We start from the raw sequence: 24720 nt of genomic DNA, 5'->3' as shown, positions 1-24720 counted from the left end.
GCAGGAAGCAACGTCCGGCGCACGTCTACCGGGGATGGGTGAGTGCAGCGTGCGCTCAGCGCCCCGCCGCGTACCCCTGCATCCCGCGCGGGTTCGCCGCAGCCCAGACGACCGAGCGCGAACGGTCGATCCCGACGGCACTCAGGCGTCCCAGGCTCCATGGGCCGGCGCGGGTCACGTCGTGCCCGCGAGCGATCAGCTCATCGATGACGGCATCGCCCAGGCGGTCCTCGACGACCACCCCGGCCGGCGTCCAGGTGCGTGGCCAGAAGGAGTCTACGAGCGCCGTCGTGTGCAGCGTCGGCGCGTCGATCGCCTGCTGGGCGGTGTACCCGCCGACGATCATGCGCAGGAGCATCGGCAGCTGCCACTGGTCCTGCTGGTCGCCGCCCGGCGTCCCCAGGGCCATCACCGGCGCGCCGTCCTGCAGCACGAGCGTCGGGGTGAGCGTCGTGCGCGGGCGCGCCCCGGGGCGCAGCGCCGACGGGGCCGACTCATCCAGCCACATCATCTGCAGCCGTGTGCCGAGGCAGAAGCCGAGTTCGGGGATCGTGGGGGAGGACTGCAGCCACCCGCCGGAGGGGGTGACCGCCACGATGTTGCCCCAGCGGTCGACGACGTCGATGTGGCAGGTGTCGCCGCGGGTCTGGCCCGACTTCGCCACGGTCGGCTCGCCGGCACCCGCAGCCGCGTCGGCATCGGTGGCCGCGGGCTGGCGCAGCTCGGGGCGGTACGGCGCGCGTCCGGGCAGCTCGCCCGGTCGCCACTGGTGCGACGCACGATCGCCGATGGCAGCACGCCGCGTCGCGATGTACTCGTCGGAGAGCAGGGCGTCGAGGAGGCCACCGTGCGCGTCGTCACCGAAGTGGGCATCCCGATCCGCCAGCGCGAGCTTGAGCGTCTCGATGATCGTGTGTGCGCCGATGCCCGTCGCGGGATCCAGGTGCGCGTCGTCGAAGCCGTCGAGGATCCGCAGCGCCTCCAGCAGCACCGGACCCTGACACCAGGCGCCGCCCTTGGCCACGACATAACCGCGGAACCTGCCGGTCACGGCCGGCTCGTACCCCGCGTCGAACCCCGCGAAGTCGTCCGGTGTGATGACTGCGGCGTGGTCGGTTCCCGACGAATGCCGATGCGGCCGGGCGAGGAAGGCGGATGCCGCGTGCGCGACCAGCCCGGTCTTCCACTCCCGCCGCGCGGCGTCGATGCGCGCGTGACGATCGCCTTCCGCGTCGCCGGCGGCGATCAGCCGCTCGAGCACCCCGGCATACGCCGGATTGCGCATCGTCGACCCGGCAGCGGGCACGTCGCCGCCCGGCATCCACAGCGCCGCCGACGTCGGCCAGGCGTCGCGGAAGAGCGCCGCCACGCGGTCGATGGTGGCGGCCGCCTGCGGGAGGAGCGGATGCCCGTCGCGGGCGTATCCGATGGCGTAGGCCAGCACGTCGGAAAGTTCCCACGTGCCGTGGTCGCGCAGCAGCAGCAGCCAGGCGTCCACCGCACCCGGAATCGCCGCGGCGAGGCCGCCGGCTCCCGGGACGAGATCGAGCCCTTCGGCCCGATAGTGGGCGATGGTCGCCCCCGCGGGCGCCGGGCCCTGCCCCATGAGCACGGCGGGAGCGGCGGCATCCGCCGTCTGGAAGATGCCGACGAGGTCACCGCCGGGTCCGTTGAGGTGCGGCTCGACGATGTGCAGCACGAACCCGCCCGCCACCACGGCGTCGAAGGCGTTGCCGCCACGCTCGAGTACCGCCTGGGCGACCGCCGTCGCGGTGGCGTGCGTGGAGGCGGCCATGCCGAACGTGCCCTCGAGCGTCGGTCGCGTCGTGAACGACGCGGGCGGTGTGAAGGTCACGCCTTCGCGCGGGCGATCCAGGCCTCGACCTCGTCCGCGGTGCGCGGGATGCCGGCCGACAGGTTCACGGGGCCGTCGGCGGTCATGAGGATGTCGTCCTCGATGCGCACGCCGATGCCGCGGTACTCCTCGGGAACGGTGAGGTCGTCGATCTGGAAGTAGAGGCCGGGCTCGATCGTGAAGACCATGCCGGGCTCCAGGATGCCGTCGTAGTACATCTCCCGCCGCGCCTGCGCGCAGTCGTGCACATCGATGCCGAGGTGGTGGCTGGTGCCGTGCACCATGTAGCGACGGTGGTGCCCGCCCTGGTCGGCGTCGAGCGCCTCCTCTGCGGTCACCGGCAGCAGGCCCCACTCCGCGGTGCGGGTGGCCAGCACCTCCATCGCCGTCTCGTGGAGCGTGCGGAACGAGACGCCGGGACGCGCGGCGGCGAAGGCGGCGTCGGCCGCTTCGCGCACGGTCTCGTAGATGCGGCGCTGGATGTCGGTGAAGGTCCCCGAGACCGGCAGCGTGCGGGTGATGTCGGCGGTGTAGAGGCTGTCGACCTCGGCGCCGGCGTCGACGAGGATGAGGTCGCCCGGCAGCACCGCGCCGTCGTTGCGGGTCCAGTGCAGGTAGCAGGCGTGCGGCCCGGAGGCGGCGATGGTGTCGTAGCCCACCGCGTTGCCGTCGCTGCGCGCCCGCTGGTGGAAGACGCCCTCGACGACGCGCTCGCCCCGCGGGTGCTCGATGATGCGCGGCAGGTTCGCGATGATGTCGTCGAAACCGGCGGCGGTGACATCGACGGCCAGGCGCATCTGCGCGATCTCGTACTCGTCCTTGACCAGGCGCAGCTCGGAGACGAAGCGCGTGAGGTCCTCATCGGCGTCGATGACGAGGTCGGCCTCGCCCGGTGCGAACGCGTCGAGGTGGTCGGTCGCGATGCCCAGGTCGACGGCGACGCCCTCCAGCGCGGGGCGCGGGCCGATCCAGAACTCGCCGACCGAGGCGTCGGAGTAGAACTCCGCCGTCGTGCGGTCGGCGCGCTCCCGGAAGTAGAGGGTGACGTCGTGGCCGTCGTCGGTCGGGTCGAACACGAGCACCGAGTCCGGCTCGCTGTCGGCGCCCCACCCGGTGAGGTGCGAGAAGGCGGAGTGCGCGCGGAACGGGTAGTCGGTGTCGTTGCTGCGCTGCTTGAGCGAGCCGGCGGGGATCACGAGGCGCTGGCCCGGGAACGCGGCGGACACCGCGGCGCGGCGCGCGGCAGCGTACGAGGCCTGCTCGCGGGGCACGGGGACGGTCGCGGGGCGGTCGGCCCAGCCGGTGGAGATCGTGTCGAGGAAGCCCTGGCCGTAGCGCTGGCGGCGGTTGGTCGCGGCGCTCGCCTGCTGCGGCTCGGCCGAGGCGGTGGTCGTGTCGCTTTCGCCTGACGTGTTCATGCCACCAGTCTCGCACCCCGAAGCTGGGGCGGTGCTCAGCCGGCGGGCTCCAGCTGCACCACGAGCGGACGGTGGTCGCTGCCGGTGCCGTCCATCGAGGTGAGGACGACGGAGCCGACCGCGGTCCACGCGTCGGTGGCCATGATGTGGTCGATGGGGGAGCCGGCGAGGGCGGGGAGCTCCGTCGGCCAGGTGCCGACGGCGCCGGAGCCGCTGTGGACGGCGGCGTCGTGGCAGCGCCCCAGGTGCGCATCGCCCACGCCCATCCGCATCATGTGATCGACCGTGGCGTTGAAATCGCCCGCCATGATCACGTCGTCGGCGGCGCACTGGTCGGCGAGCCACTGCAGGTCGTCGCGCCAGTCCTGCATGGCCGACTGGCGTGGCGCGACGGCATGGGCCGCGACGATGATGGGGCCGGTGCCGTCCACCGGCATGGCGACGGCGCTCGGGACGACCGAGGTGTTGCTGGTGCCATCGCGCGACGAGTCGATCACGGCATAGTCCCCGAGGCGGGGGGAGATGAGCAGGGTCGTGGAGTCGGCATCCCAGAGTCCCTGTTCGGTGTGGTGCGCCCACATCGGATGCCCCATCTCGCGCATCGCGATCGCCACCGCTTCGCCGGTCTCGATGGTCGTCTCGGGGAGGGCGACGATGTCGGCCTCCATCGTGACGGCCGTCTGCGCGATCTTCTCGGCTGACGTCGCCTCGCCGCCGGCGGTGTTCCAGGTCATGACGCGCACGCCGGCGTCGCCCTTGGCCGGGAGCGCCTCGGTGCCGAGACCGCGCTGCACGATGGTGAGCGCGCCGGCGACGGCGGCGATGACGCACACCGTCGCGATCGACAGCGCGAAGCCGCGCACGGGCCGGGCGATCGCCAGCAGCAGCGCCAGGACGAACAGGGCGACGAAGGCGAGCACCACGAGGGGACGGAACGACACCATCTGCGTGATCGGGAAGACGCGCTCGAGTCGGAACAACGCCGGCCACGTCAGGATCGCGGCGCCGATGGCGAACAGGACCGTCACGAGGATCCCCAGCAGGCGCAGCACGTCGCGACTCTATGCCCACTGTCTGGGAGATCGGCGGATGCCGCACCCGCAGCGCGTGCCCGCCCGCGGGTACGCTCAAGGGGTGCAATCGGGACGACAGCGGTTCGAAGGACCCAGTGACCTTCACCTGCATTCCGTGCACTCCGACGGCACCGAGCCGCCCGCGCAGGTCATGCAGGCGGTGCACCGGCGAGGGCTGCGCACGGCCGCGCTGACAGACCACGATTCGACGGCCGGCTGGGCGGAGGCGGCGGAGGCGGCGACCTCCCTGGGCATGACCTTCATCCCCGGCATGGAGTTCAGTGCCGTCCACGGTCGGCGCAGCGTCCACGTGCTGGCGTACCTCTTCGACGCCGACGACGCCGCGCTCCGGGCCGAAGCCGACCGCATCCGCGTCGCCCGCATCGGGCGCGCCGAGCAGATCGTCGCCGCCATCGGGCGTGACTACGACCTCACGTGGGACGACGTGGTGGCCCAGACCGGCGACGGGGCCACCGTCGGCCGCCCGCACATCGCCGACGCCCTCGTCGCCCGCGGTCTCGCCCGCGACCGCAGCGAGGCGTTCGCCGGCATCCTGCACCCGAGCGCCGGATACTACGTGCCCCACTACGCCCCGGATGCCGCCACCGCCGTGCGTCTCATCGTCGCGGCGGGAGGTGTGCCGATCATCGCGCACCCGTGTCCCGCCGGGCGGGACCGCATGATGCCGATCTCGGCACTGGAGGAGCTCATCGGGCTGGGGCTCGCCGGCTTCGAGCTCGGGCACCGCGAGAACACCCCCACCGGGGTGGCGACGCTGCGCGCCCTCGTCGACCGACACGACCTCATCGTCACCGGGTCCAGCGACTATCACGGGCTCGGCAAACCCAACATCCCCGGCGAGCACACCACGAGCGACGAGATGGTGGCACGCATCATCGACCGGGCGACGGGCAACACCCCCGTCTACCCCTGAGAGGACGACGCATGTCCGTTCCCCCCGACGTCACCGTCATCGGCGAGGCGCTCGTGGACATCGTCCATGCCCCCGACGGCACGCGCTCCAGCCCCGGCGGCAGTCCCGCCAACGTCGCGCTCGCGCTCGGGCGACGCGGGCTGCGGCCCATGCTCGTGACGCAGCTCGCCGATGACGCCCACGGCCGCGACGTCACGGCCTGGCTGACGCAGTCGGGTGTCGACGTGCACGTCGCCGGCACGCCCGAGCGCACGTCCACGGCCGTCGCGCACCTCGACGCCGCCGGCGCGGCGACCTACGACTTCGACATCCTGTGGGACCCCGCACCGTGGAACGCGCCGACCGGGCCCGTGGTGCACACCGGCTCGATCGCCACCGTCCTCCACCCCGGAGCCGACGCGGTCGAATCCGCCCTGCGCACCGCGCGGGCCGGCTCCGTGGTGACGTTCGACCCCAACGTGCGGCCCTCCCTGGTGACCGACGCGGACGACGTGCGCGCGCGAGTGGCGCGCCTGGTCGCGCTGGCGGACGTCGTGAAGGCCAGCGGCGAGGATCTCGACTGGCTGCACCCCGGCCGCGACCACCGCGACATCGCGCGGGAGTGGCTCGCCGCCGGGCCTTCGCTGGTCGTCGTCACCGAGGGCGGCGACGGGTCCTTCGCCGCGCACGCGACGGGCATCGTCGAACAGGCGGCGCGACCGGTGACGGTCATCGACACCGTCGGGGCGGGGGACACTTTCATGGCGGCCCTCATCGCCGGGCTGCACGCGCCGACGGCGGCGGAGGTGCGCGCGCGCATCGCAGGCTTCACGGCGGCCGATCTCACGGCGCTGCTCGCGGCCGCAGCCGCAGCCGCCGCCGTCACCGTGTCGCGTCCCGGCGCCGACCCGCCGTGGGAGGCGGAGCTGGCGTCGTCGTGACGCGACACGGTGAGGGTGTCAGGCGAGGGCCTTGGCCTTCAGCGCCTCGTACTCGGCCTGCGTGATGGTGCCGTCGTCGAGCAGCTGCTTGGCCTTCGCGATCTCCTCCGTCGGGCTCGCCCCGCTGCCGGCGACCGTCTTGATGTAGGCATCCTGCTGCTCGCGGAACTGGCGCGCGGCCTGAGCGCTGCGCTCGGCCATGCCGCTGCCGCGGGCGATCAGGTAGATCAGCGCCGTGATGATCGGGAAGAAGATGAGGAAGAAGATCCACACCGCCTTCCACCAGCCGCTGAGCTTGTGGTCACGGAAGAGGTCCCCGATGATCGAGAACAGCGCCATCAGGTACGCGAAGAACACGAAAGCCCACAGGAACCACCAGATCAGGTCCCAGAAGGACCCCCAGAAACCCTGATACTCCACGGCGGCGTCGATGAGTCGCATGTGCACGTCCCTTTCCTCGGGGGAGCGACGCAACCGCGTCGTCTGCGCTCACCATAGCGACGCAGTGCTCCCGCGGGAAAGATCCCTTCGGCACAGGGGCGAGGTCCCGAGGGTCAGGGCGCTGCGGGCGCTCCCGTGCCGGAGCCGCGGCGACGCCGACGCCGGCGCGGGGCCGACTTGCCGTCGTGGTGCTCCTTGCCGCCGCCGTCGTGCGTGCCGCCACCGTCGGCGTCGCGCGGCTTCTCGCCGGCCGGCTGCTCGCCGGTCGCCGCGGCCGAGGCGCCACCGGTCTGGGTGTCCTCACCGGTACGCCGGCGGCGGCGCGGACGGCGCGAGCCCTCTTCGCCCTCGGTTGCCGCGGCGGGCGCGGTCTTGACCGCCTGCGTGCGGGGAGCCGTCACGATGCGGCCCTTGGTGCCGGCGGGGATGTCCAGGTCGCTGAACAGATGCGGGCTGGACGAGTACGTCTCCACCGGCTCGGGCTGACCGAACTCCAGCGCCCGGTTGATGAGCGCCCACTTGTGCAGGTCGTCCCAGTCGACGAACGTCACCGCGATGCCGGTCTTGCCGGCGCGGCCGGTGCGACCGGCGCGGTGCAGATAGGTCTTCTCGTCGTCGGGGATGGTGTGGTTGATCACGTGGGTGACATCGTCGACGTCGATGCCGCGGGCGGCGACGTCGGTGGCGATGAGGACGTCCTTCTTGCCCGCCTTGAACGCGGCCATCGAGCGCTCACGCGCCTCCTGGCTCATGTCGCCGTGCACCGAGGCGGTGTTGAACCCGCGATCGCTGAGCTCGTCGGACAGCTTCTGGGCGGCGCGCTTGGTGCGCGTGAAGATCACGGTCTTGCCGCGGCCCTCGGACTGCAGGATGCGGGCGATGATCTCGTCCTTGTCGAGCGAGTGCGCGCGGTAGACGACGTGCTTGATGTTGGCCTGCGTCAGCCCCTCGTCGGGGTCGGTCGCGCGGATGTGGATCGGGTTCGACATGAACCGACGCGCCATCGCGACGATCGGGCCGGGCATGGTCGCCGAGAACAGCTGCGTGTGCCGCACGGCGGGAACCTTGGAGAAGATCTTCTCGATGTCGGGGAGGAACCCGAGGTCGAGCATCTTGTCGGCCTCGTCGAGGACGACCTCGGTCGCGTGCGACAGGTCGAGCAGACGCTGGTTGTTCAGGTCGATGAGGCGACCGGGGGTGCCCACGACGATCTGCGCGCCGGCCTTGAGCTGGTCGATCTGGCCCTCGTAGGCCTTGCCGCCATAGATCGCCACGACGCTGGTGGACCGGCCGGACGTGAGCATGTCCATGTCTTCGTAGACCTGCACGCACAGCTCGCGGGTGGGAACGACGATGAGCGCCTTGACACCGGGCTCCGGGTTCTGGCCGAGGCGCTGCACCACCGGGATGCCGAATCCGAAGGTCTTGCCCGTTCCGGTCTTGGCCTGGCCGATGATGTCCTGCCCGGGAAGACCCAGCGGAATCGTCTGCTCCTGAATGGGGAAGGCATCCACGATGCCCTTCTTGGCCAGGACATCGACGATGTCCTGGTCGACACCGAGTTCGGCGAAAGTCGTCACAATGCGAGCCTGTCTGGCGGTGAGATGCCGCCGGGGGGAGAGATGTTCCACGCCCTTCCTCAGCCGCAGGCGCGGGGCCCCGATCCACTGCCGGGGCGTGTCCAGCCTACCGGAGATGCATCAACGCCCTGGTGGGTGCGTATCGTGGTGTCTCGTGGCCTGGTGGTTCTTCAAGCGCAAGCGGCCCGCCGCGCGCACCCTGTCGCTGCGCTCGCGCGGCGATCTCGGTGACGCGCACCGGGTCGACTTCGAGGCGCTCGCTCCCGACGTCGACACCTTCCTCGGACAGGCGGCCTACCTGCAGCTGGGCTACTTCGAGACGCTCAGTCAGCTCATCGCCTCGACGCCGGAGCTGACGCAGAAGGAGTCACTGTCGCTTGCGGCGGGCGCGGCGCTGCTCAAGCACCGCGGACTGGTGACCCTCATCCGCGAGCGGGGCGACGACGCGCTGGAGATCATGCTGCCGTTCCGGGAGCCGCTGGACGCGTTCCGTCGCGCCACGCACGGCGCCCGGCCCCTCGAGACCGTGCTGTCGGTGCACATCACGGCGGGCATGCTCGACGACTTCTATCTGGCGCTGGCCTCCAGCTACGGGGAGACCGGGCGCAGCGCCGCCGAGATCCTCGCCGCCGACGATGACCGCCAGGCGCTCGTGGACATGATCGTCGCCGCCGTCGAGGCCGACGAGGAGTGGCGGTCGCTGCTGGCGCTGTGGGGGCGGCGCCTCGTCGGCGACACGCTGCTCATCGCCCGTGCGGCGCTACGCCCCACGACGCTCGACGAAGTCGACGAGAAGAAGGTCGAGCCGGTGTTCACCGACCTGCTGGCCGCGCACTCGAGGCGCATGGGGGCCATGGGCCTCGACGCCTGACGCCGGGCCGCCCGCTCGTCGCCGTCAGGCGATCTTCAGGCGTGCCCGCTCGCGCTCGTCGTGCACGCGCCGCGCGCGTGTGAGCAGGATGAGAGTGGGGAGGACCACGACGGCGGGGGCGGCGAACGACGCGACCCAGATCCACGGGCTGTCGATGCCCAGGCCCGCCCAGGTCAGCGCCATCCACACCGCACCGCCCACGACGGCGCCGATCATGGGAGCGAGCACCGACCCGCGGGTGTCACGACCGGCGACCGTGAAGTGCGCGGCGATGCCGATCGCCGCGCCCACGATCAGGGCGAGCAGGATCTGCATCGGCTCAGCCGACGAAGCCGATGCGGCGGGACTCTTCGGTGCCGACCTCGATGTAGGCGAGGGTCGCGGTGGGCACGATGTAGGAGTTGCCCTTGTTGTCGCGGAACGACACGTGGGTGGCGCCGGAGTCGAGTGCCTGCGCGACCGAGGTCTTGACGGTCTCGGCGGACTCGTTGGTTTCGAAACCGAGCTCGCGGCCGGTGTTGACGATGCCGATGCGGATATCCACGGGTGACTGCCTTTCCGGCCCCGGCTGTCGCCGCGGGCGCATCACGACTCTACGACACGGCGAACCCCCCTCGGCCGCCGGCGACGCCGCGCTCGCTGTCGGCGAACGTCGGTGGGGGCGGCTACCGTGGGCTCGATGCGACAGAGCCAGACCCGGGTACCCGAACCCGTCTCGGAGGCCGCCTTCGTTCCGGATGCCGCGCAGCGCCGTGTGCTGGAACTCGCGCCCGAGACGTCGGCGGTGGTGGTCGGCGCGCCCGGAACCGGGAAGACCGCCACGCTCATCGCCCGCGTGCACGCCCTCGTGGCCGCCGGCGTCGATCCCGACACCATCGTCGTGCTCACCTCCAGCCGCACCGCCGCCACCGAGCTGCGCGACCGCCTCGCCCTCGCGGTCGGGCGGGCGACGTCGGGTCCGCTGGCCCGCTCGGTGGCGTCGCTCGCCTTCCAACTGGTGCGCGCCGCCGAGGTGCACGCCGGGGGAGAGCCGCCGCAGCTGCTGACCGGAGCCGACGAGGACCAGCTCGTGCAGGAACTGCTCGCCGGCGACGCCGAAGACGAGGCATCCGCCCCCTCCCGCTGGCCCGACTGGCTGCCCGCCCCCATCCGCGGCACCGCCGGGTTTCGCGCCGAAGTGCGCACCTTCCTCGCCGAGTGCACGACGCTGGGCATCACCCCCGCGCGGCTGGAGGAGATGGCGGCGCGGCTGGACCTGCCGGCGTGGGCGTCGCTGGCATCGTTCGCGACCGAGTACGAGCGGGTCCGTGCCGACATGCGCGGCGCGCATCGCGACGCCGCAGGACTCGTCCGCGAGGCCGTCGGCATCCTCCGCTCCAGCACGCGCGGCGCACCCGTGCTCGGCGCGTTCGCCGGGGTGCGGGTCGTGCTCGTCGACGACGCGCAGGAACTGACCCTCGGGGGGGTGGAACTGCTGGAGGCATGCCGTGCCCACGGCATCGCCGTCATGGCGTTCGGTGACCCCGACGTCGGCTCCGGCACTTTCCGCGGCGCCTCTCCGCGCAATTTCGCCCGTCTCGCCGCCGCCGCGCCCCCGCTCGTCCTCACCGGCGCGCACCGGGGCAGCCCCGCCCAGCGGGCCCTGCTGGCGGCGGTCACCGAGCGCATCGGCGCGGTCGGCATCGTCAGCCATCGCCTGCGCAGCCCCGAGCCCGACGACACCGTGACCGCGGATGCCACGGTGCGCGCGTTCGCGCTGCGCTCGCCCTCCGAGGAGTACGACGCCATCGCGCGACTGCTGCGCGAACGGCACCTGCGTGACGACGTGCCGTGGGACCGGTGCGCGGTGATCGCCCACGACACCCGTCAGGTGGCGGCGCTGGAGGCGGAGCTTGCCGCCCGCGAGGTGCCCGCGCGGGCGAGCGGCCCCGGCCGGGCGCTGGGCGCGCTGCGGCCGGTGCGCGACCTGCTGCGCCTCGTGGAGCTGTCGGCGCGGCCCGGTGACCAGTGGACCTTCGATGAGGTGACCGACGTGCTGCTCGGGGTGGCCGGTGGCATGGATCCGGTGGAGCTGCGGCGGCTGCGTACGACGCTGCGGCAGAGCGAACTGGCCACCGGGGGCGAACGGGGCGGGCAGGAGCTGCTCGTATCGGGCATGGTGCGGCCACTGGAGCTCGAACTCATCGACACGCGTGAGGCCCGCCGCGCGTTGCGGGTGGCCCGCACCCTCGAGCAGCTGTCGGTCGAGCACGCCGCCGGAGCGACCGTGCACGAACTGCTGTGGACGGCGTGGGAGCGCTCGGGCCTGCAGCCGGGGTGGGCGGAGACCGCCCGCGGGTACGGCCCGCTGGCCGAGCAGGCGAACCGCGATCTCGACGCCGTCGTCGCACTCTTCCAAGCCGCCAAGCGCGCCGTGGAGCGCGAGGACGGCGCGCCCCCGCTGGCGTTCGTGCGTGGCATCCTCGACAGCGACGTGGCCGAAGACCGCCTGACCGCACCGCCGCCGGAGGCCTCGGTGCGCGTGCTCACCCCCGCCGGTTCGCTCGGACTCGAGTTCGACACCGTCGTGGTCGCGGGCGTACAGGACGGCGTCTGGCCGAACACGCGACTGCGCGGGAGTCTGCTGGAGACGTGGCGGCTCGCCGATGCCGTCGAGGGCGAGCACACCGGCGACGTGCTCGACCGGCGCCGCCAGGCGATGCACGACGAGCTGCGCCTGTTCGCGCGGGCGGTCTCCCGCGCCACCGCGCGGCTCATCGTCACCGCCGTCGATGACGACGACACCGGCCCCAGCGTGCTGTTCGAGCTTCTCCCCGACCCGGAGCCGGCGCCCCGGGAGGCCGAGCATCCGCTGACCCTGCGCGGGCTCGTGGCGCTGCATCGGCGCGCCCTCACCGATCCGCGCGCCCCGGCGGCCGCCCGCGCCGCCGCACCCGGTCAGCTGGCCCTCCTCGCCGAGGCGGGTGTCGCCGGGGCGGACCCTGCGCAGTGGTACGGCGTGGCCGGTCCCACCTCGACCGCGCCGCTGCGCGACCTGGCACGCGAGGACGTGCGGGTGTCGCCGTCGCGTCTGCACGCGCTGGAGGAATGCCAGCTCAACTGGGTGATCGGCGACCTCGGCGGCGACCCCGGCGGCTCGGTGGCAGGGCTCGGGACGCTCATCCACGCCGCGCTCGAGCACGGTGCCGGGCTCGACGAAGAGGGCCTGTGGCAGATCGTGGCGCAGCGCTGGGGAGAGCTGGAATTCGATGCCGCCTGGCGTGGCAGGGCGGAGCTCATCCGTGCGCGCGACCTGGTGCGGCGTCTGCACCTGTACCTGCGTCACACCGAACGCGACGGGGTGACGCTGCTGAGCGCCGAGCCGCACTTCGAGGTTCCCATTGCGATCCCCGACGCCGGTGAACACGGCGCCGTGCTCAGCGGCTACATCGACCGCGTCGAACTCGGCCCCGACGGCGCCGTGGAGATCGTCGACCTCAAGACCGGCAAGAGCGAGCCGCAGACCGACAAGGCCGTCGCCGACAACCCCCAGCTCGCCGCATACCAGCTCGCGTTCGAGGCGGGCCAGATCCCCGCACCGGAAGGCGCGCGGCCGGGCGGCGCGAAGCTGCTCGTGCTGCGGCCCTCCGCGGCATCCAAGGACTACGTCACCCCGCGCCAGGTCCCGTTCGACGTCGAGACGCGCGAGGCATTCGTCGGCCGCGTCGTCGCCGCCGTCGACGTGATGCGCGGGAGCGCGTTCGTCGCCCCCTACGAGGAGCACTGCCGCGATGAGCATTCGTACGGCCTCTGCCGCATCCACACGATCGGGGCGGTGAGCTCGTGACCTCGCTCATCTCGGCGCACGCCATCGCCGCGGCCCTCGGCCAGTTCCCGCCCACTGCGGAGCAGGCCGCCGTCATCGAATCCCCGCTCGCGCCGGGCCTCGTCGTCGCCGGCGCGGGCAGCGGCAAGACCGAGACGATGGCGGGGCGGGTGGTGTGGCTCGTCGCCAACGGCCTGGTGCGCCGCGACCAGGTGCTGGGGCTCACCTTCACCCGCAAGGCCGCCGGGGAACTCGCCGAACGCATCCACAAGCGCCTGCAGCGCCTGGCGGAGTTCGATCGCCGCGGTCTCGTGCCCCACCTGTCGCAGCTGCACGCCGATGGACACCTCGACGTGTTCGCCGCCACGACGACGGATGCCGCGCGCCGCGCCGCGCTGGCGGGGCTCGTGGCCCGCACCGGCGCCGAGCCGACGGGCGGCGACGACGAGGCACTGCTGCACCGGCCCACCGTGGCCACCTACAACAGCTTCGCCGACAGCATCGTGCGCGAGCACGCCGTGCGGATCGGCCGCGACGGCGAGGCGGCCGTGCTGAGCGACTCGGCCGCCTGGCTGCTGATGCGCCGGGTCGTGCTGGCCTCGGACGACCCGCGGCTCGAGGAGCGGGGCGAGGCCGTGCGCACGCTCATCGACGCGGCGCTGCGCATCGCCCGCGACAGCGTCGACAACCTCGTGCCGCTGGATGAACTGGCCGCCTTTCCCGGGCGCTTCGCAGACGTGCTGGAGCGGCCGTCGGAGAACAAGCGCACCGTCGTGTACGCCGACGTCGCCCGTGCCGCCGAGAAGGTGGCGGCCCTGGGCCTGCTGTCGGACCTCGCCCGGGAGTACGCGCGTCAGAAGACGCGCCTGGGCGTCATCGACTTCTCCGACCAGGTCGCCGGTGCCCTCGAGGTGGTGCGCAGCCACGAGTCGGTCGCCGCGGAACTGCGCGACCGGTACCGCGTCGTGCTGCTGGACGAGTACCAGGACACCTCGGTCGTGCAGACCGACCTGCTGGCGACGCTCTTCCGCGGCACCGGCGTCATGGCCGTCGGCGACCCGCACCAGTCCATCTACGGCTGGCGCGGCGCCAGCGCCGGCAACCTGGGCGACTTCGCCCGTGCCTTCGCGCCCGACGGCGGCAGCGGTCGCTTCGCGCTGCGCACGAGCTGGCGCAACAGCACGCGTGTGCTCACGGCGGCCAACGCCGTGCTGGAGCCGCTGTCGGCGACCGCGCCGGTGCCGGTCGATGAGCTGCTCGCGCGCCCCGGCGCGACGGCGGGGGAGGTGGAGATCGCCTTCGAGGACGACCTCGACGCCGAGACCGAACGGGTGGCGTCATGGTTCGCGCAGGTGCGCAGCGCGCGTGCCGCGGCGGGGGAGACCACCACCGGGGCGATCCTCTTCCGCAGCAAGAAGCACATGGTGCGCTTCGGCGATGCCCTGGCGCGTCGCGGCATCCCTCACCGCATCCTGGGACTGGGCGGACTGCTGTCGACCCCCGAGGTCGTCGACGTCGTGTCGGCCCTGCGGGTCATCGCCGATCCGTCGGCCGGCTCGGCGCTCATCCGCCTCCTGTCGGGACCGCGCTGGGCCATCGGACTGGCCGACCTCCGGGCGCTCGCCCAGCTGGCCCGCCGCATCGTGCGTCACGACCACGCCCTCAAGCCCCTCGCCCCCGAGATCGCCGAGCGCATGCGCGGGTCGGCGGGGGAGGATCAGGGCTCGCTCATCGATGCGCTGGACTTCGTGCTGCGCCACCCCGCCGACCACGGCTGGCTCGCCGAGTTCACCCCGGCGGCGCGGGAGCGCCTGCGTGAGGCGGGTGCGGTCTTCGCGGGCCTGCGCCGCGCGGCGCGGCTGCCGATCCCCGAGCTCGTGCGGCTCATCGAGCTGGAGCTGCGGCTCGACGTCGAACTCGCCGCCAACGAGGCCCGCGGCCCCGCCCGCATCGCCTCGGAGCAGCTGCGCGCGTTCGTCGACGAACTGCACGGGTTCCTCGCAGCCGACGAGAGCGGGTCGCTGCCGAGTCTGCTGGCGTGGCTCGACCACGCCGAGAAGCTCGACGAGTTCGCCCCTCGCACCGAGCCGCCCGAAGACGACGTCGTGCAGCTGCTGACCATCCACGGGTCCAAGGGGCTCGAATGGGATGCCGTCGCGGTGGTGCGCCTGGTGAAGGACGAGCTGCCCAGCGCCGCGAAGGACACGAAAGGGTGGCTCGCGTTCGGTGTGCTGCCGTACGAATTCCGCGGGGACGCGCCGTGGCTGCCGCAGCTGAAGTGGGGGCGGGACGACGCCCCCACGCAGCAGGCGCTCAAGACCGCGTTGGAGGACTTCGTCGCCGACCAGCGGGCACGTCAGCTCGAAGAGGACCGGCGGCTCGCGTACGTCGCCGTCACCCGCGCCCGCGACCACCTGCTGCTGAGCGGATCGAGCTGGTCGGGCACCCGCAGTGCGCGCGAGCCCAGTGCGTTCCTCGTCGAGATGGCCGAGGCGCTCGGCGTGGAGACCCCGGCGCCGCAGACCGACGAGAACCCGTACCTGGGGGAGCGTCGGCTGCTCACCTGGCCCATCGACCCCCTCGGCGCCCGCGCCGCCGCCGTGCACGCCGCCGCCGCGACCGTGGCGGCCGCGCGCGAAGCCGATCCGGCGGAGCCGCAGCCGGAACTGGAGCTGCTGCTGGCCGAGCGCGCCGCCCGCGCGGCCGACCGGGTGAGGTCGGCCCCCACGCGCATCCCGGCCTCGCGGTACAAGGATTTCGTCGCGGACTTCGCCGGCACCGTCGCCGCCATCGCGCGGCCGCTGCCGGAGCGCCCCTACCGTCAGACGCGGCTCGGCACGCTCTTCCACGCATGGGTGGAGCACCGGTCGGGCCTCGTCGGGGCGGGGTCCTCGATGGATGACGCGCTGTGGGAGTCCGACGATGAGATCGTCGACGGCACGGCACCGCTGTCCGTCGACGACGCGCAGGCGATGGCTGCGCTCAAGGAGGCGTTCGCCCAGACCGAGTGGGCACCGCTGCGCCCGATCGCGGTGGAGACCGAGATCGACTTCACGATGACGGGACCAGACGGGCGCGAGCATGTGATCATCTGCAAGCTCGACGCGGTGTACCGCCGCGGGGAGCGCATCGAGATCGTGGACTGGAAGACCGGCCGCCCTCCCGGCACGGCCGCCGAGCGCGAGGAGCGCATGGTGCAGCTCGAGCTGTATCGCCGGGCGTACCACGAGAAGCACGGTGTGCCGATGGACCTCATCGATGTGGCGCTGGTCTACGTCGGCACCGGCACGGTGCTGCGCGGCTAGGCGCAGCACCGTGCATCCGGGGCCGCGGAGTGCGGCTATCGCACCCGCCGCAGGACCATCCCTGCGTGGTAGAGGACGCCGTCGACGAAGTCCCCGTCCGCGGTGAATCCGGTGTCGTCCACATAGTCGATGTGATCGCCGGTGACGACGTAGCGGCCGGTGTAGGCGGCTTCCCGGTTTCCGCGCGCCTCGACGTACCGCCCCTCCGGGAGCAGCTCGTGGCGGATGCGGGCGTCGGCGGTGTGCCACATGCCGGCGTAGGGGTGGGGTGTGCTCTCGGGCATGGTCGTTCTCCTTCGTTGCGGTGGGTCAGTTCAGCGACGGGTCAGCGTGTAGGGCCCGTGGTGGAGGATGCCGTCGACGAACTCTCCGAACGCCCAGAAGCCCAGATCGTCCAGGTAGTCGATGCGGTCGCCCGCGATCCAGAAGGACCCCTGGAACGCGTGCGGCCGGCCGCCACGGGTCTCGTCGTAGCGGCCGTCGGCGGTGAGCTCCTGGTGGAGGAAGCCGGACTCGTCGATCCACATCCCGAGGTACGGGCTGGTCGATGGGGTGGCCGCGCCGGTCAGCGCCTTCTCCGTTCGGTCGGGCGCGTTCGCGGTGCGCACCCCGTTCCACAGCACCACCCTGCCGTCGAGGACGATCGCCGCGACCGACTCGGGATGCGTGAGCAGCGTCGAGATCGCGCCTGCGGCATCCGCTGCGATCGCCCCGTCCACGATGGCGAAGCTGCCGGTGTTGCCCGGCCAGAGCGTGCCGACGTCGGACGCCCGCTCGGCGGTGAGGCCCAGTGCGGCACGGACATCGACGACCACGGGCACGATGACCATCCCCGCGCAGTCGATCACGAGGGCGTTGTCGTCGCCGGCGGCCGTGACGATGCCGGGCCCCGTGCCGACGATGAACCCCTCGCCGAGCAGGATGTCGGCGTCGTCCATGTCTGCCACCACCGAGTCGAACAGATGCACACGGGCGCCGACGAACAGCAGTGGCCGGGTGTACTCGGCCTGGTTGTCGATGATGCGTTCCAGCAGCTCCGGGGTGAATGCGGTGTTCATGTTCCTCCTCGATCCCCTCGGTGGGGATCCTGAACCTCAGCGTGCGGGTCCGGCCGGAGGCCAACCAGGCCGGGGTGCACCCGGAGTGCGCGCACCCCCGCTAGCGTGGAGGAAGCCGCGACATCGGGGGTGCGACGCACCCTGCCTGGGACGCTGCGGGACGGGCAGGCTGGGGTGATGGCGATCAACGAGCTCGGCCTCTTCCTCACTGCGCGTCGTGCGGCCCTCACCCCCGAAGCGGCGGGCCTGCGCTGGAGCGGCGTTCGGCGGGTGCCGGGTCTGCGCCGCGAAGAGGTGTCGATGCTGGCCGGCGTCAGCGTCGACTACTACACCCGCCTCGAGCAGGGGCGCGAGGAGAACCCGTCGGCATCGGTCCTGAACGCGCTGAGTCGTGCCCTCGATCTGACCGCCGATGCCCGTGAGCACCTCTTCCGCCTGGCCGGCGCGACACCGGTCCCCTCGCCGGCGCCCGCAACCGAGCGGGTCGACCCGTCGCTGCTGCGTCTGCTGGAGGCGTGGCCCGACACGCCGGCACTCATCCTCAACCGGCGCCTTGACCTGCTCGCGCTCAATCCGCTGGCCCGTGCTCTGTATTCACCTTTCCAGGATGTCGGCAACCTCGCGCGCATGGTGTTCATCGATCCGGCCGGGCCCGCCTTCTTCGACGATTGGGAGCGGTCCGCGCACGCGTGCGTCGCGAATCTCCGGCTCGCGCTGGGCTTCGATCCGCACGACGGGTCGACGCGGGCGCTCGTGGCAGAGCTGGGCCGGAGCGCGTACTTCAGCGCGCTCTGGGCGGAGAACGACGCACGCGGGAAGACGCAGGATGCCAAGGTCTTCGTCCACCCCGACGTGGGGCCGCTCACGCTCGAGTTCCACACGTTCGATGTGCGCGGCGCCGCGGGTCAGCAGCTCATCGCGTACCGCGCCGAGCCGGCATCGGCGAGCGATCACGCCCTGAAGCTGCTCGCCACGCTCGCCGCCACACGCGTCGCTGCGACGAGAGGCGTCGAGTCCGGCGTCGGTCGGTAGACGCCCGCTCCACCGGCGCATCCCACCGGCATCGGCGTGACGGTCAGTCCGACGCGGTCCAGCGGCGGAGGGCGTTGCGGGCGGCGTCGTCGCGCTCCTGTTCGTCGGCGGCGGACACCTCGATCACCTCGTCGGCGATCACCGGCTCGCCGGCGGGAGCAGGCTCCGCAGCGAGCGCGGCGGGCCGTGCAGCGGCGGGGGCGGCGGTGGCGTCGACGGCCTCGTCGTCGGAGAACAGCGACAGCTCGATCGGCTGGGTGACCTCTGCGGCGGGGTCGGCGTCGTCGTCCGCGGTGTCCTGCATGAACATGGACATCATCGACGGGTCGTAGGTGTCGGTCTGCATCGAGGTGTCGACGATCTCGCCGGTGGCATCCGACATGCGGCCCACACGCGCGAGTGCGTCATCGACGTCGACCGCGTCGTGCGAGAGCAGCGGCGTCTCGCCGACGCTCTCGGCGAGCGACTCGAGCAGCGCGACGGCGTCGGCGATGACCTTCTCGGCGCCGGCGGCGTGACCGTGCACGAGCCACTTGGCGAACTCGAGCTCGGCGTAGAGGCGGGCGCGGTCGCGCAGTCGGGCGTCGGGGGCGCGGTGGGCGGTGGAGAGATAGCCCTCGTAGACGCCATCCGCCGCGGTGGGGGCCGAGGCGAGCCACCGGAGGTCGGCGGCGGGGTCGCCCACGCTCAGCCCGTGCCAGTCGAGCAGACCGGTCACGGTCGGGACGTCGTCGACATCCTCGAGGAGGAAAGCGGTCGGCTCGACGCCGCCGAGCGTGACGGCCGCCTCGAACCGCCACAGCTGCTCCGCCGCGAGGGCCGTGCTCCACCGGCGCAGCAGCGAGAAGGGCAGCAGGCCCGTGGCCTCGGCGCGGTCGAGCAGGCGCTCAGCCTCGTCACGCACCTGTGCGGGCGTGCGGGACGGGAGCCCGGCGTCGCGGACCACTGAAACGGGGAGGGCGTGCACGTTGGCGATCGCGGCGCCGAGAGAGGTGGCCACGCCGCGCCCGGGCGGCACATGACCGGCGTCGACGCGGTAACCCGGCAGCAGATCGGAGACGACGACGCGCGAGGACCCGATGCCGGCCTCGCCGAGCACCTCGGGGGCCCGGAAGGGCAGCACACCGCGCACCCCGGCGGACAGGGCGCGCAGCACGTGCACCTGCGCTGCCAGCTCGTCGGCGGCCTCGGTGGAGTTCGGAACCCGCACCACGACACGGCGGCCGTCGTCGAGGTCGGCCACGGCACTGTCGAAGCGGCCGGCGGACCCCTCGGTCAGCTCTCCCACCCCGACGACCGCAACCCGGGGAAGGGCCGAGGTGACGGACGCGGCTAGAGTGAGAGGTGAGCGTGCCATGCCCACAAGGGTAGGTCGCGCGCGCTCCGATCACCCCCGCGCCACGCCCGCAAGAGAGGTCCTGGATGACGGTGCCCGACAGCCCGCACGCCCCCGCGAGCACCCCGAGCGGGTTCGATCGCGCGGCCGGTGAACGTGCCGTCGGAACCCTCCTGGACGACGCCCGGGCGGATGCCGCCACGCGCGTCCTCGCGGTGCACGGCGACCGCGCGCCGCTCTCCGGCAGCGGCGCGCTGCAGTTCGCCGCCGCCGCCGACGTGAGCGGCGACGTGCAGTGGGCGTTCCTCGGGCGCGACGAGCAGGGCGCGGCGCTGCTGCTGGCCGCGGCCGCAGCCGACGCCCCGGCACCGCTCGCGCACGAGCGGTGGGGCGCCCTGCGCGCGATCGGCGGCGACCTCGACGGGCACGACGCGGGGGTGCTCGCCGCCGCGGTGAGCCTCGGTCGCTGGCTCGTCGATGCGCCCTTCTGCCCCGCCTGCGGCTCGGCCACCCTCGTGCACGCCGCCGGCTGGGCGCGCACCTGCCAGGGATGTGCGCGTGAGCACTTCCCGCGCACGGACCCTGCCGTCATCGTCGCCGTCGCGAGCGCCGACGGCGAGCGGCTGCTGCTGGGCTCCAATGCGATGTGGGCGCAGCAGAACCGGTACTCCACGTTCGCCGGATTCGTCGAGGCGGGCGAGTCGCTGGAATCGGCCATCGTGCGCGAGGTGCACGAGGAGTCCGGTGTGCGCGTTTCGGCGCTGCGCTACCGCAGCTCGCAGGCATGGCCCTACCCGCGATCGCTGATGCTCGGATTCCACGCCGTCGCCGAGGACGAGTCCACGGCCCGGGCCGACGGTGAGGAGATCGTCGCGGTGCGCTGGTTCACGCGCCCCGAGATCGGCGCCGCCCTCGCCGGCGGCGGCGACGTGCTGCTGCCGGGCACCGCGTCCATCGCCCACCGGCTGATCACCGACTGGTACGAGGAGCGCGCATGAGCGCGACTCCGCTCGCCGGGCTCGACGAGTCCCAGCTGCAGGCCGCCACCGTGCTGCGTGGTCCGCTGTGCGTGCTCGCCGGTGCCGGCACCGGCAAGACCCGCGTCATCACCCACCGCATCGCCCACGGCGTCGACACCGGGGCCTACTCGCCGTCGCGCGTCATGGCGGTCACCTTCACCACCAAGGCCGCAGGCGAACTGCGCGGCCGGCTACGGGCTCTCGGGGTCCCCGGCGTCGCCGCGCGCACCTTCCACGCCGCGGCGCTCGCCCAGCTCAACTTCTTCTGGCCGCAGTTGGCCGGCGGCAGCGCGCCGTCGATCGTCAACGGCAAGGTGCGCGCCCTCGCCCACGCCGTCGACACACTGGGGTTCGACCCCGGCCCCGCGGCGCTGCGCGACGTCGCCGCCGAGATCGAATGGCGCAAGGTCACGATGCGCTCCATCGAGGAGTACGCCGCAGCCCGCCCCCGAGGGGTCGCCGGGCTCGACCTCGAACAGGTCATCGACATCCAGCGCGCGTACGAGAAGCTCAAGGACGAGCGGCATCAGCTCGACTTCGAAGACGTGCTGCTGGCGTGCGCGGGCATGATCGAAGCCGAACCCCACGTGGCGGCGGCGGTGCGCGAGCAGTACCGCCACTTCACGGTGGACGAGTTCCAGGACGTCTCGCCGGTGCAGAACCGGCTGCTGGAGCTGTGGCTGGGCGAACGCCGCGACCTGTGCGTCGTGGGCGACGCGAGCCAGACCGTCTACTCGTTCGCCGGCGCCGACCCGCAGTTCCTGCTCGGCTTCGCCGACCGGCATCCCGATGCGCGCGTCGTGAGGCTGGACCGCAACTACCGGTCGGATGCCGCAGTGCTCGCCGTCGCCAACGACTTGATGCGCGACCGGCCGGGTGCGCTGACGCTCGTCGCCGCCTCGGGTGCCGAGCCCGGTCCCCAGCCCACTGTGACGACCTATCCGCATGACGGCGCCGAGGCGGCCGGCGTCGCCCGCGCGATCGCGGCGCAGATCGCCGCCGGCACCGACCCGCACGACATCGCCGTGCTCTACCGCACCAATTCGCAGTCCGCGCCGTTGCTGGCCGCCCTCGCGGAGCGCCAGATCGCGGCGACCGTGCTCGGCGGCAAGCGGTTCTTCGACCTGCCCGAAGTTCGTCAGGCGCTGCTGGAACTGCGGGCGGCGACCGTCGCTCCGCTGGAGACGTCGTTCCTGCCGACGGTGCGCGACATCCTGCGCCGTTCGGGCCTGACCGACGAGGCGCCGCCGGCAGGAGGCGCGGTGCGCGACGCGTGGGAGGCGCGCGCCGCCATCCTGCGGCTGGCCGAGGAGGCACCCGCCGGCACGACGCTGCGCGCGTTCACCGACGACCTGCTCGCCCGTGCGAAGGACCAGCACGAGCCCTCGTTGCGCACCGTGACGCTGGCGACCCTGCACGCGGCCAAGGGCCTGGAATGGCACCACGTGCACCTGGTGGGGCTGGCCGAAGGGCTGCTGCCCATCTCGTACGCCACGACCCCCGAGACGATCGACGAGGAGCGGCGCCTCGCGTACGTGGGCATCACGCGCGCCGCGCGGACGCTGTCACTGTCGTGGGCGCGGGGAACGGGACAACGGGAGCGACAGATCTCCCGGTTCGTGCGAGAGATCGGCAATGGCAGTCTGCGTGCGGCTGATGCTCGTGCCACGTCGGGCGGCCGTGCCGCACGCGGATCGTCGCCGAGCGCGACACGGAGCCCGGCCGGGCGCTGACCATGCGGCGCGCGAGGATCGCGGCGTCGTAGAGGATGCTGCGCGGCGTCGCCGGTGACGGCAGGCGCAGCAGCTGCACCGCGATCGCCGGCCACGCCGCATCGGCGTCCCGCCGGTGCGCGTCCAGGCACGCGGGGCATGCCGTCACGCCGGGGATGACGAGCGGGCCGACCTCCACCCGATCGGGCGAGAGGACGATCGGCAGGTGGCGCACGTCGTCGCGCATGAACCGGGCCGTCCGGCGCGGGTCGAGCACATGCGCGGCGACGGCGACGACGGGCGGTCCGGGCGCGATGGGCAGCGACCCCAGGTCCCACCACGGCGCCGATTCGGGGGCCGCGCCGGTCTCGGTGAACGCGTCGGTCAGCGTCTCGGCGAGCGTGGCGTCGAGGTCGTGCGGCAGCTCCAGCCGCACGACGGGCCGCGGCGGGTCGTCCACCTCGCGCAGCACCGGTTCGAGCAGTCGGCGAAACGGCGGGACCGAGTCCGCCTGCGCGCCGAACGCCCGGGCGCATGCGTCGAACGCGGCGGCCGGGATCCCCTCGACGAGCGCGCCGATGAGGCGCTCCTGCCAGCGGGTGAGCGGATCGACGACGACGACGGCGTCGACACCGAACTGCAGGCTCGTGGCGCCGCGGAACAGCGGCGGGTGGCGGGGGTCGAGACGCAGCATGCCCCGATTGTGCGTCGGGCGCGGGAGGCGCCGGACGCCCTGTCCACAGGTCCGCCGGTGCCGGGCGCGAAGACGCGCCTGGGGAGGAGGCCCGGGCTCAGACCGGTCGGGGGCCCGCCGGTCCGTCGTCGGGCTGCGCGTCGTCCGCGCCGCGGTCGCCGTCCGTCGGCGCATCGTCCGCGCCGTCGGTCGCTGCGTCCGTTGCGCCGTTGCCGTCCCCGGCATCCGCCGCCGCTTCGTTCAGCAGCGCCTCCAGCGCATCGTCCATCTCGTCGCGGGGCGCCTGATCGCCGCGGGCGCGGGCCTGCAGGCGTGCCACGAGCGCGGCCGGGTCGTCGATGTCCTCGGAGCCGGGCATGAGGTCGGGGTAGTCCCAGAGCGCATCGCGCGCGGACACGCCGACGGCATCCGTCACGGCCCGCCACATCGCGGCGGCCTCGCGCAGACGCCGAGGACGCATCTCGAGGCCGACGAGCGAGCCGAGGGCCTGCTCGGCGGGGCCGCCGACCGCGCGACGGCGGCGGACGACCTCGGTGATGCGGAACGCCTCGGGCAGTCGGCTGGTGGCGGTCTCGGTGACGACGTCGACCCAGCCCTCGATGAGCGCCAGCAGGTTCTCGAGCCGCGCGAGCGCGGCGGTCTGCGCTTCGGACCGCTGGGGGAGCAGCACTCCGCTCTCCAGCGCCTGGCGCAGCTCGTCGGGCTGCGACGGGTCGAACCGCGACGCGAGGTCTTCGAGCGCGTCGGTGTCCACGTGGATGCCGCGGGCGAACTCGGTCACCTGCGAGATGACGTGCAGGCGCAGCCACTTGGCGTGACGGAACAGGCGCGCGTGGGCGAGCTCCCGGGTGGCGAGGTACAGCGCCAGCTGGTCGTCGGCGATGCCGAGGTCACGGCCGAAGTCGGCGAAGTTCTGGGGGAGGATGGCGGCGTCGCCGGCGGGCATGACGGGAAGGCCCACGTCGCCGCCGCTGACCACCTCGGTCGACAGGCGTCCCACCACGGCGCCCAGCTGAGCGGCGAACAGCGAGCCGCCCACGGTGCGCATGAGGCGCCCGGCCCCCTGCACCATGGCACGCATCTCTTCGGGGACCTGCTGGTCCAGGGCGGCCGTCAGGGCGTCGGCGATGCTGAGCGCCACCGGCTCCGCCAGCTCCTGCCAGACGGGCAGCGTGGCTTCGACCCATCCGCCGCGCGTGAGGGTGCGCGGAGGCTGCGTGAGCTCGGGTATCGTCGTCGCCTCGCTCAGCCACAGCGTGGCGAGGGCGAACGCGTCACCCAGGTCGGCGCGGTCGCCGGTGGTGATGCCGAGGCCGTCCTGGTTGGCGATGTGCAGGGCCTGACGCTTGGCCAGGTCCCACGAGATGCCTTCCGCGGGGGCGCTGGCGAACGCGCCCTGCAGATGCTGCATGACCTGCTGCATCATGGCGGGGTCGATGCCCATGCCCGACAGGCGCGCGAGCTGTTCGGGATCGATCGCACCGGGTTGCCCGCCGAACAGCTGGCGCATCAACTCCTGGAACTCGTCCTCGGGTGAGCGGTCTTCGCCGTCGGCCATGTCAGACGCCTTTCAGCAGGTGGGGGGTGTCCCGTTCTACGCTAGTGGCACGATTCCCTCGCACCACCCGGCACGTTTTCGCCGGTCGCGAACGACCTGGCACAGAAAG

General features: G+C 72.8%; 19 protein-coding genes. 8 read left to right on the top strand and 11 right to left on the bottom strand.

Annotated elements, in window-relative coordinates; genetic code table 11:
* Window positions 1–55: 55 nt before the first annotated feature.
* Genes ACFVR6_RS05515 through ACFVR6_RS05505 form a run of 3 tightly spaced genes read right to left on the bottom strand, consistent with a single transcriptional unit; the run spans window position 56 to window position 4325 of the window.
* The gene (locus ACFVR6_RS05515; RefSeq protein WP_386959586.1) at window positions 56–1855 is read right to left on the bottom strand and encodes a gamma-glutamyltransferase family protein; all 1800 of its coding nucleotides are present in this window, start codon (window positions 1853–1855) and stop codon (window positions 56–58) included.
* Window positions 1852–3273: an aminopeptidase P family protein gene (locus ACFVR6_RS05510; protein ID WP_386959585.1), complete on the bottom strand. Its 1422-nt coding sequence runs from the start codon at window positions 3271–3273 to the stop codon at window positions 1852–1854. The genes ACFVR6_RS05515 and ACFVR6_RS05510 overlap by 4 nt, the downstream gene beginning before the upstream one ends.
* A 35-nt stretch (window positions 3274–3308) precedes the next feature.
* Window positions 3309–4325 carry an endonuclease/exonuclease/phosphatase family protein gene (locus ACFVR6_RS05505; RefSeq protein WP_386959583.1) on the bottom strand — a complete coding sequence of 339 codons (1017 nt, stop codon included), beginning with the start codon at window positions 4323–4325 and terminating at the stop codon, window positions 3309–3311.
* 82 nt (window positions 4326–4407) lie between these two features.
* On the opposite strand from ACFVR6_RS05505, the gene ACFVR6_RS05500 reads away from it, so the two are divergent.
* Window positions 4408–5280: a PHP domain-containing protein gene (locus tag ACFVR6_RS05500; protein ID WP_386959581.1), complete on the top strand. Its 873-nt coding sequence runs from the start codon at window positions 4408–4410 to the stop codon at window positions 5278–5280.
* Window positions 5281–5291: 11 nt separating this feature from the next.
* Window positions 5292–6200, top strand: a complete 909-nt coding sequence (locus ACFVR6_RS05495; RefSeq protein WP_386959580.1) for a carbohydrate kinase family protein — start codon at window positions 5292–5294, stop codon at window positions 6198–6200.
* An 18-nt stretch (window positions 6201–6218) separates the two neighbouring features.
* On the opposite strand, the gene ACFVR6_RS05490 is transcribed toward ACFVR6_RS05495, so the two are convergent.
* Together ACFVR6_RS05490 and ACFVR6_RS05485 are read right to left on the bottom strand one after the other, a co-directional pair.
* On the bottom strand, window positions 6219–6641 hold the full coding sequence (locus tag ACFVR6_RS05490) for an SHOCT domain-containing protein (protein WP_386960269.1): 423 nt from the start codon (window positions 6639–6641) through the stop codon (window positions 6219–6221).
* A gap of 113 nt (window positions 6642–6754) precedes the next feature.
* Window positions 6755–8221 (bottom strand): DEAD/DEAH box helicase, encoded by a 1467-nt coding sequence (locus ACFVR6_RS05485; protein WP_386959578.1) that lies wholly within the window; start codon window positions 8219–8221, stop codon window positions 6755–6757.
* A 154-nt stretch (window positions 8222–8375) separates the two neighbouring features.
* On the opposite strand from ACFVR6_RS05485, the gene ACFVR6_RS05480 reads away from it, so the two are divergent.
* The gene (locus tag ACFVR6_RS05480) at window positions 8376–9092 is read left to right on the top strand and encodes a ferritin-like fold-containing protein (RefSeq protein ID WP_386959576.1); all 717 of its coding nucleotides are present in this window, start codon (window positions 8376–8378) and stop codon (window positions 9090–9092) included.
* 24 nt (window positions 9093–9116) lie between these two features.
* On the opposite strand, the gene ACFVR6_RS05475 is transcribed toward ACFVR6_RS05480, so the two are convergent.
* Together ACFVR6_RS05475 and ACFVR6_RS05470 are read right to left on the bottom strand one after the other, a co-directional pair.
* Entirely contained in the window at window positions 9117–9407 is a 291-nt protein-coding gene (locus tag ACFVR6_RS05475) for a hypothetical protein (protein WP_386959575.1), read from the bottom strand.
* A gap of 4 nt (window positions 9408–9411) precedes the next feature.
* On the bottom strand, window positions 9412–9636 hold the full coding sequence (locus ACFVR6_RS05470) for a DUF3107 domain-containing protein (RefSeq protein WP_386959573.1): 225 nt from the start codon (window positions 9634–9636) through the stop codon (window positions 9412–9414).
* 135 nt (window positions 9637–9771) lie between these two features.
* Between ACFVR6_RS05470 and ACFVR6_RS05465 the strand changes: the two genes are divergently transcribed.
* Together ACFVR6_RS05465 and ACFVR6_RS05460 are read left to right on the top strand one after the other, a co-directional pair.
* Window positions 9772–12918 carry an ATP-dependent helicase gene (locus tag ACFVR6_RS05465; RefSeq protein ID WP_386959571.1) on the top strand — a complete coding sequence of 1049 codons (3147 nt, stop codon included), beginning with the start codon at window positions 9772–9774 and terminating at the stop codon, window positions 12916–12918.
* Complete coding sequence (locus tag ACFVR6_RS05460; RefSeq protein WP_386959569.1) at window positions 12915–16202, top strand: UvrD-helicase domain-containing protein; 3288 nt, start codon at window positions 12915–12917, stop codon at window positions 16200–16202. The genes ACFVR6_RS05465 and ACFVR6_RS05460 overlap by 4 nt, the downstream gene beginning before the upstream one ends.
* Window positions 16203–16237: 35 nt before the next feature.
* Here ACFVR6_RS05460 and ACFVR6_RS05455 read toward each other — a convergent pair whose 3' ends face one another.
* Complete coding sequence (locus ACFVR6_RS05455) at window positions 16238–16486, bottom strand: Atu4866 domain-containing protein (RefSeq protein ID WP_386959567.1); 249 nt, start codon at window positions 16484–16486, stop codon at window positions 16238–16240.
* Between the two features lie 30 nt (window positions 16487–16516).
* Entirely contained in the window at window positions 16517–17260 is a 744-nt protein-coding gene (locus tag ACFVR6_RS05450; RefSeq protein WP_386959565.1) for an Atu4866 domain-containing protein, read from the bottom strand.
* A gap of 177 nt (window positions 17261–17437) precedes the next feature.
* On the opposite strand from ACFVR6_RS05450, the gene ACFVR6_RS05445 reads away from it, so the two are divergent.
* Window positions 17438–18292, top strand: a complete 855-nt coding sequence (locus ACFVR6_RS05445) for a helix-turn-helix domain-containing protein (protein ID WP_386959563.1) — start codon at window positions 17438–17440, stop codon at window positions 18290–18292.
* A 43-nt stretch (window positions 18293–18335) separates the two neighbouring features.
* On the opposite strand, the gene ACFVR6_RS05440 is transcribed toward ACFVR6_RS05445, so the two are convergent.
* Window positions 18336–19649 (bottom strand): phosphotransferase, encoded by a 1314-nt coding sequence (locus ACFVR6_RS05440; RefSeq protein WP_386959561.1) that lies wholly within the window; start codon window positions 19647–19649, stop codon window positions 18336–18338.
* A gap of 65 nt (window positions 19650–19714) precedes the next feature.
* On the opposite strand from ACFVR6_RS05440, the gene nudC reads away from it, so the two are divergent.
* Window positions 19715–20626: an NAD(+) diphosphatase gene (gene nudC, locus ACFVR6_RS05435; protein ID WP_386959559.1), complete on the top strand. Its 912-nt coding sequence runs from the start codon at window positions 19715–19717 to the stop codon at window positions 20624–20626.
* Window positions 20623–22380, top strand: a complete 1758-nt coding sequence (locus tag ACFVR6_RS05430) for an ATP-dependent helicase (protein WP_386959557.1) — start codon at window positions 20623–20625, stop codon at window positions 22378–22380. The genes nudC and ACFVR6_RS05430 overlap by 4 nt, the downstream gene beginning before the upstream one ends.
* Window positions 22381–23150: 770 nt before the next feature.
* On the opposite strand, the gene ACFVR6_RS05425 is transcribed toward ACFVR6_RS05430, so the two are convergent.
* Window positions 23151–24611 carry a zinc-dependent metalloprotease gene (locus ACFVR6_RS05425; protein ID WP_386959555.1) on the bottom strand — a complete coding sequence of 487 codons (1461 nt, stop codon included), beginning with the start codon at window positions 24609–24611 and terminating at the stop codon, window positions 23151–23153.
* Window positions 24612–24720: the final 109 nt, after the last annotated feature.

Origin of the sequence: Microbacterium sp. NPDC058021, from assembly GCF_042885955.1 — a bacterium.
In the GTDB taxonomy this organism is placed as follows: Bacteria; Actinomycetota; Actinomycetes; order Actinomycetales; family Microbacteriaceae; genus Microbacterium.
Note: the sequence above shows the minus strand (reverse complement) of the source record. Positions and strands in the feature narration are given on the sequence as shown.

Bases quoted from the DNA above. Each gene is read 5' to 3' on its own strand.
- ACFVR6_RS05510 (WP_386959585.1), bottom strand. From the start codon at position 3,273: ATGAACACGTCAGGCGAAAGCGACACGACCACCGCCTCGGCCGAGCCG.
- ACFVR6_RS05495 (WP_386959580.1), top strand. From the start codon at position 5,292: ATGTCCGTTCCCCCCGACGTCACCGTCATCGGCGAGGCGCTCGTGGAC.
- ACFVR6_RS05490 (WP_386960269.1), bottom strand. From the start codon at position 6,641: ATGCGACTCATCGACGCCGCCGTGGAGTATCAGGGTTTCTGGGGGTCC.
- ACFVR6_RS05475 (WP_386959575.1), bottom strand. From the start codon at position 9,407: ATGCAGATCCTGCTCGCCCTGATCGTGGGCGCGGCGATCGGCATCGCC.
- ACFVR6_RS05465 (WP_386959571.1), top strand. From the start codon at position 9,772: ATGCGACAGAGCCAGACCCGGGTACCCGAACCCGTCTCGGAGGCCGCC.
- ACFVR6_RS05455 (WP_386959567.1), bottom strand. From the start codon at position 16,486: ATGCCCGAGAGCACACCCCACCCCTACGCCGGCATGTGGCACACCGCC.
- ACFVR6_RS05450 (WP_386959565.1), bottom strand. From the start codon at position 17,260: ATGAACACCGCATTCACCCCGGAGCTGCTGGAACGCATCATCGACAAC.
- ACFVR6_RS05445 (WP_386959563.1), top strand. From the start codon at position 17,438: ATGGCGATCAACGAGCTCGGCCTCTTCCTCACTGCGCGTCGTGCGGCC.
- ACFVR6_RS05440 (WP_386959561.1), bottom strand. From the start codon at position 19,649: ATGGCACGCTCACCTCTCACTCTAGCCGCGTCCGTCACCTCGGCCCTT.
- nudC (WP_386959559.1), top strand. From the start codon at position 19,715: ATGACGGTGCCCGACAGCCCGCACGCCCCCGCGAGCACCCCGAGCGGG.
- ACFVR6_RS05430 (WP_386959557.1), top strand. From the start codon at position 20,623: ATGAGCGCGACTCCGCTCGCCGGGCTCGACGAGTCCCAGCTGCAGGCC.
- ACFVR6_RS05425 (WP_386959555.1), bottom strand. From the start codon at position 24,611: ATGGCCGACGGCGAAGACCGCTCACCCGAGGACGAGTTCCAGGAGTTG.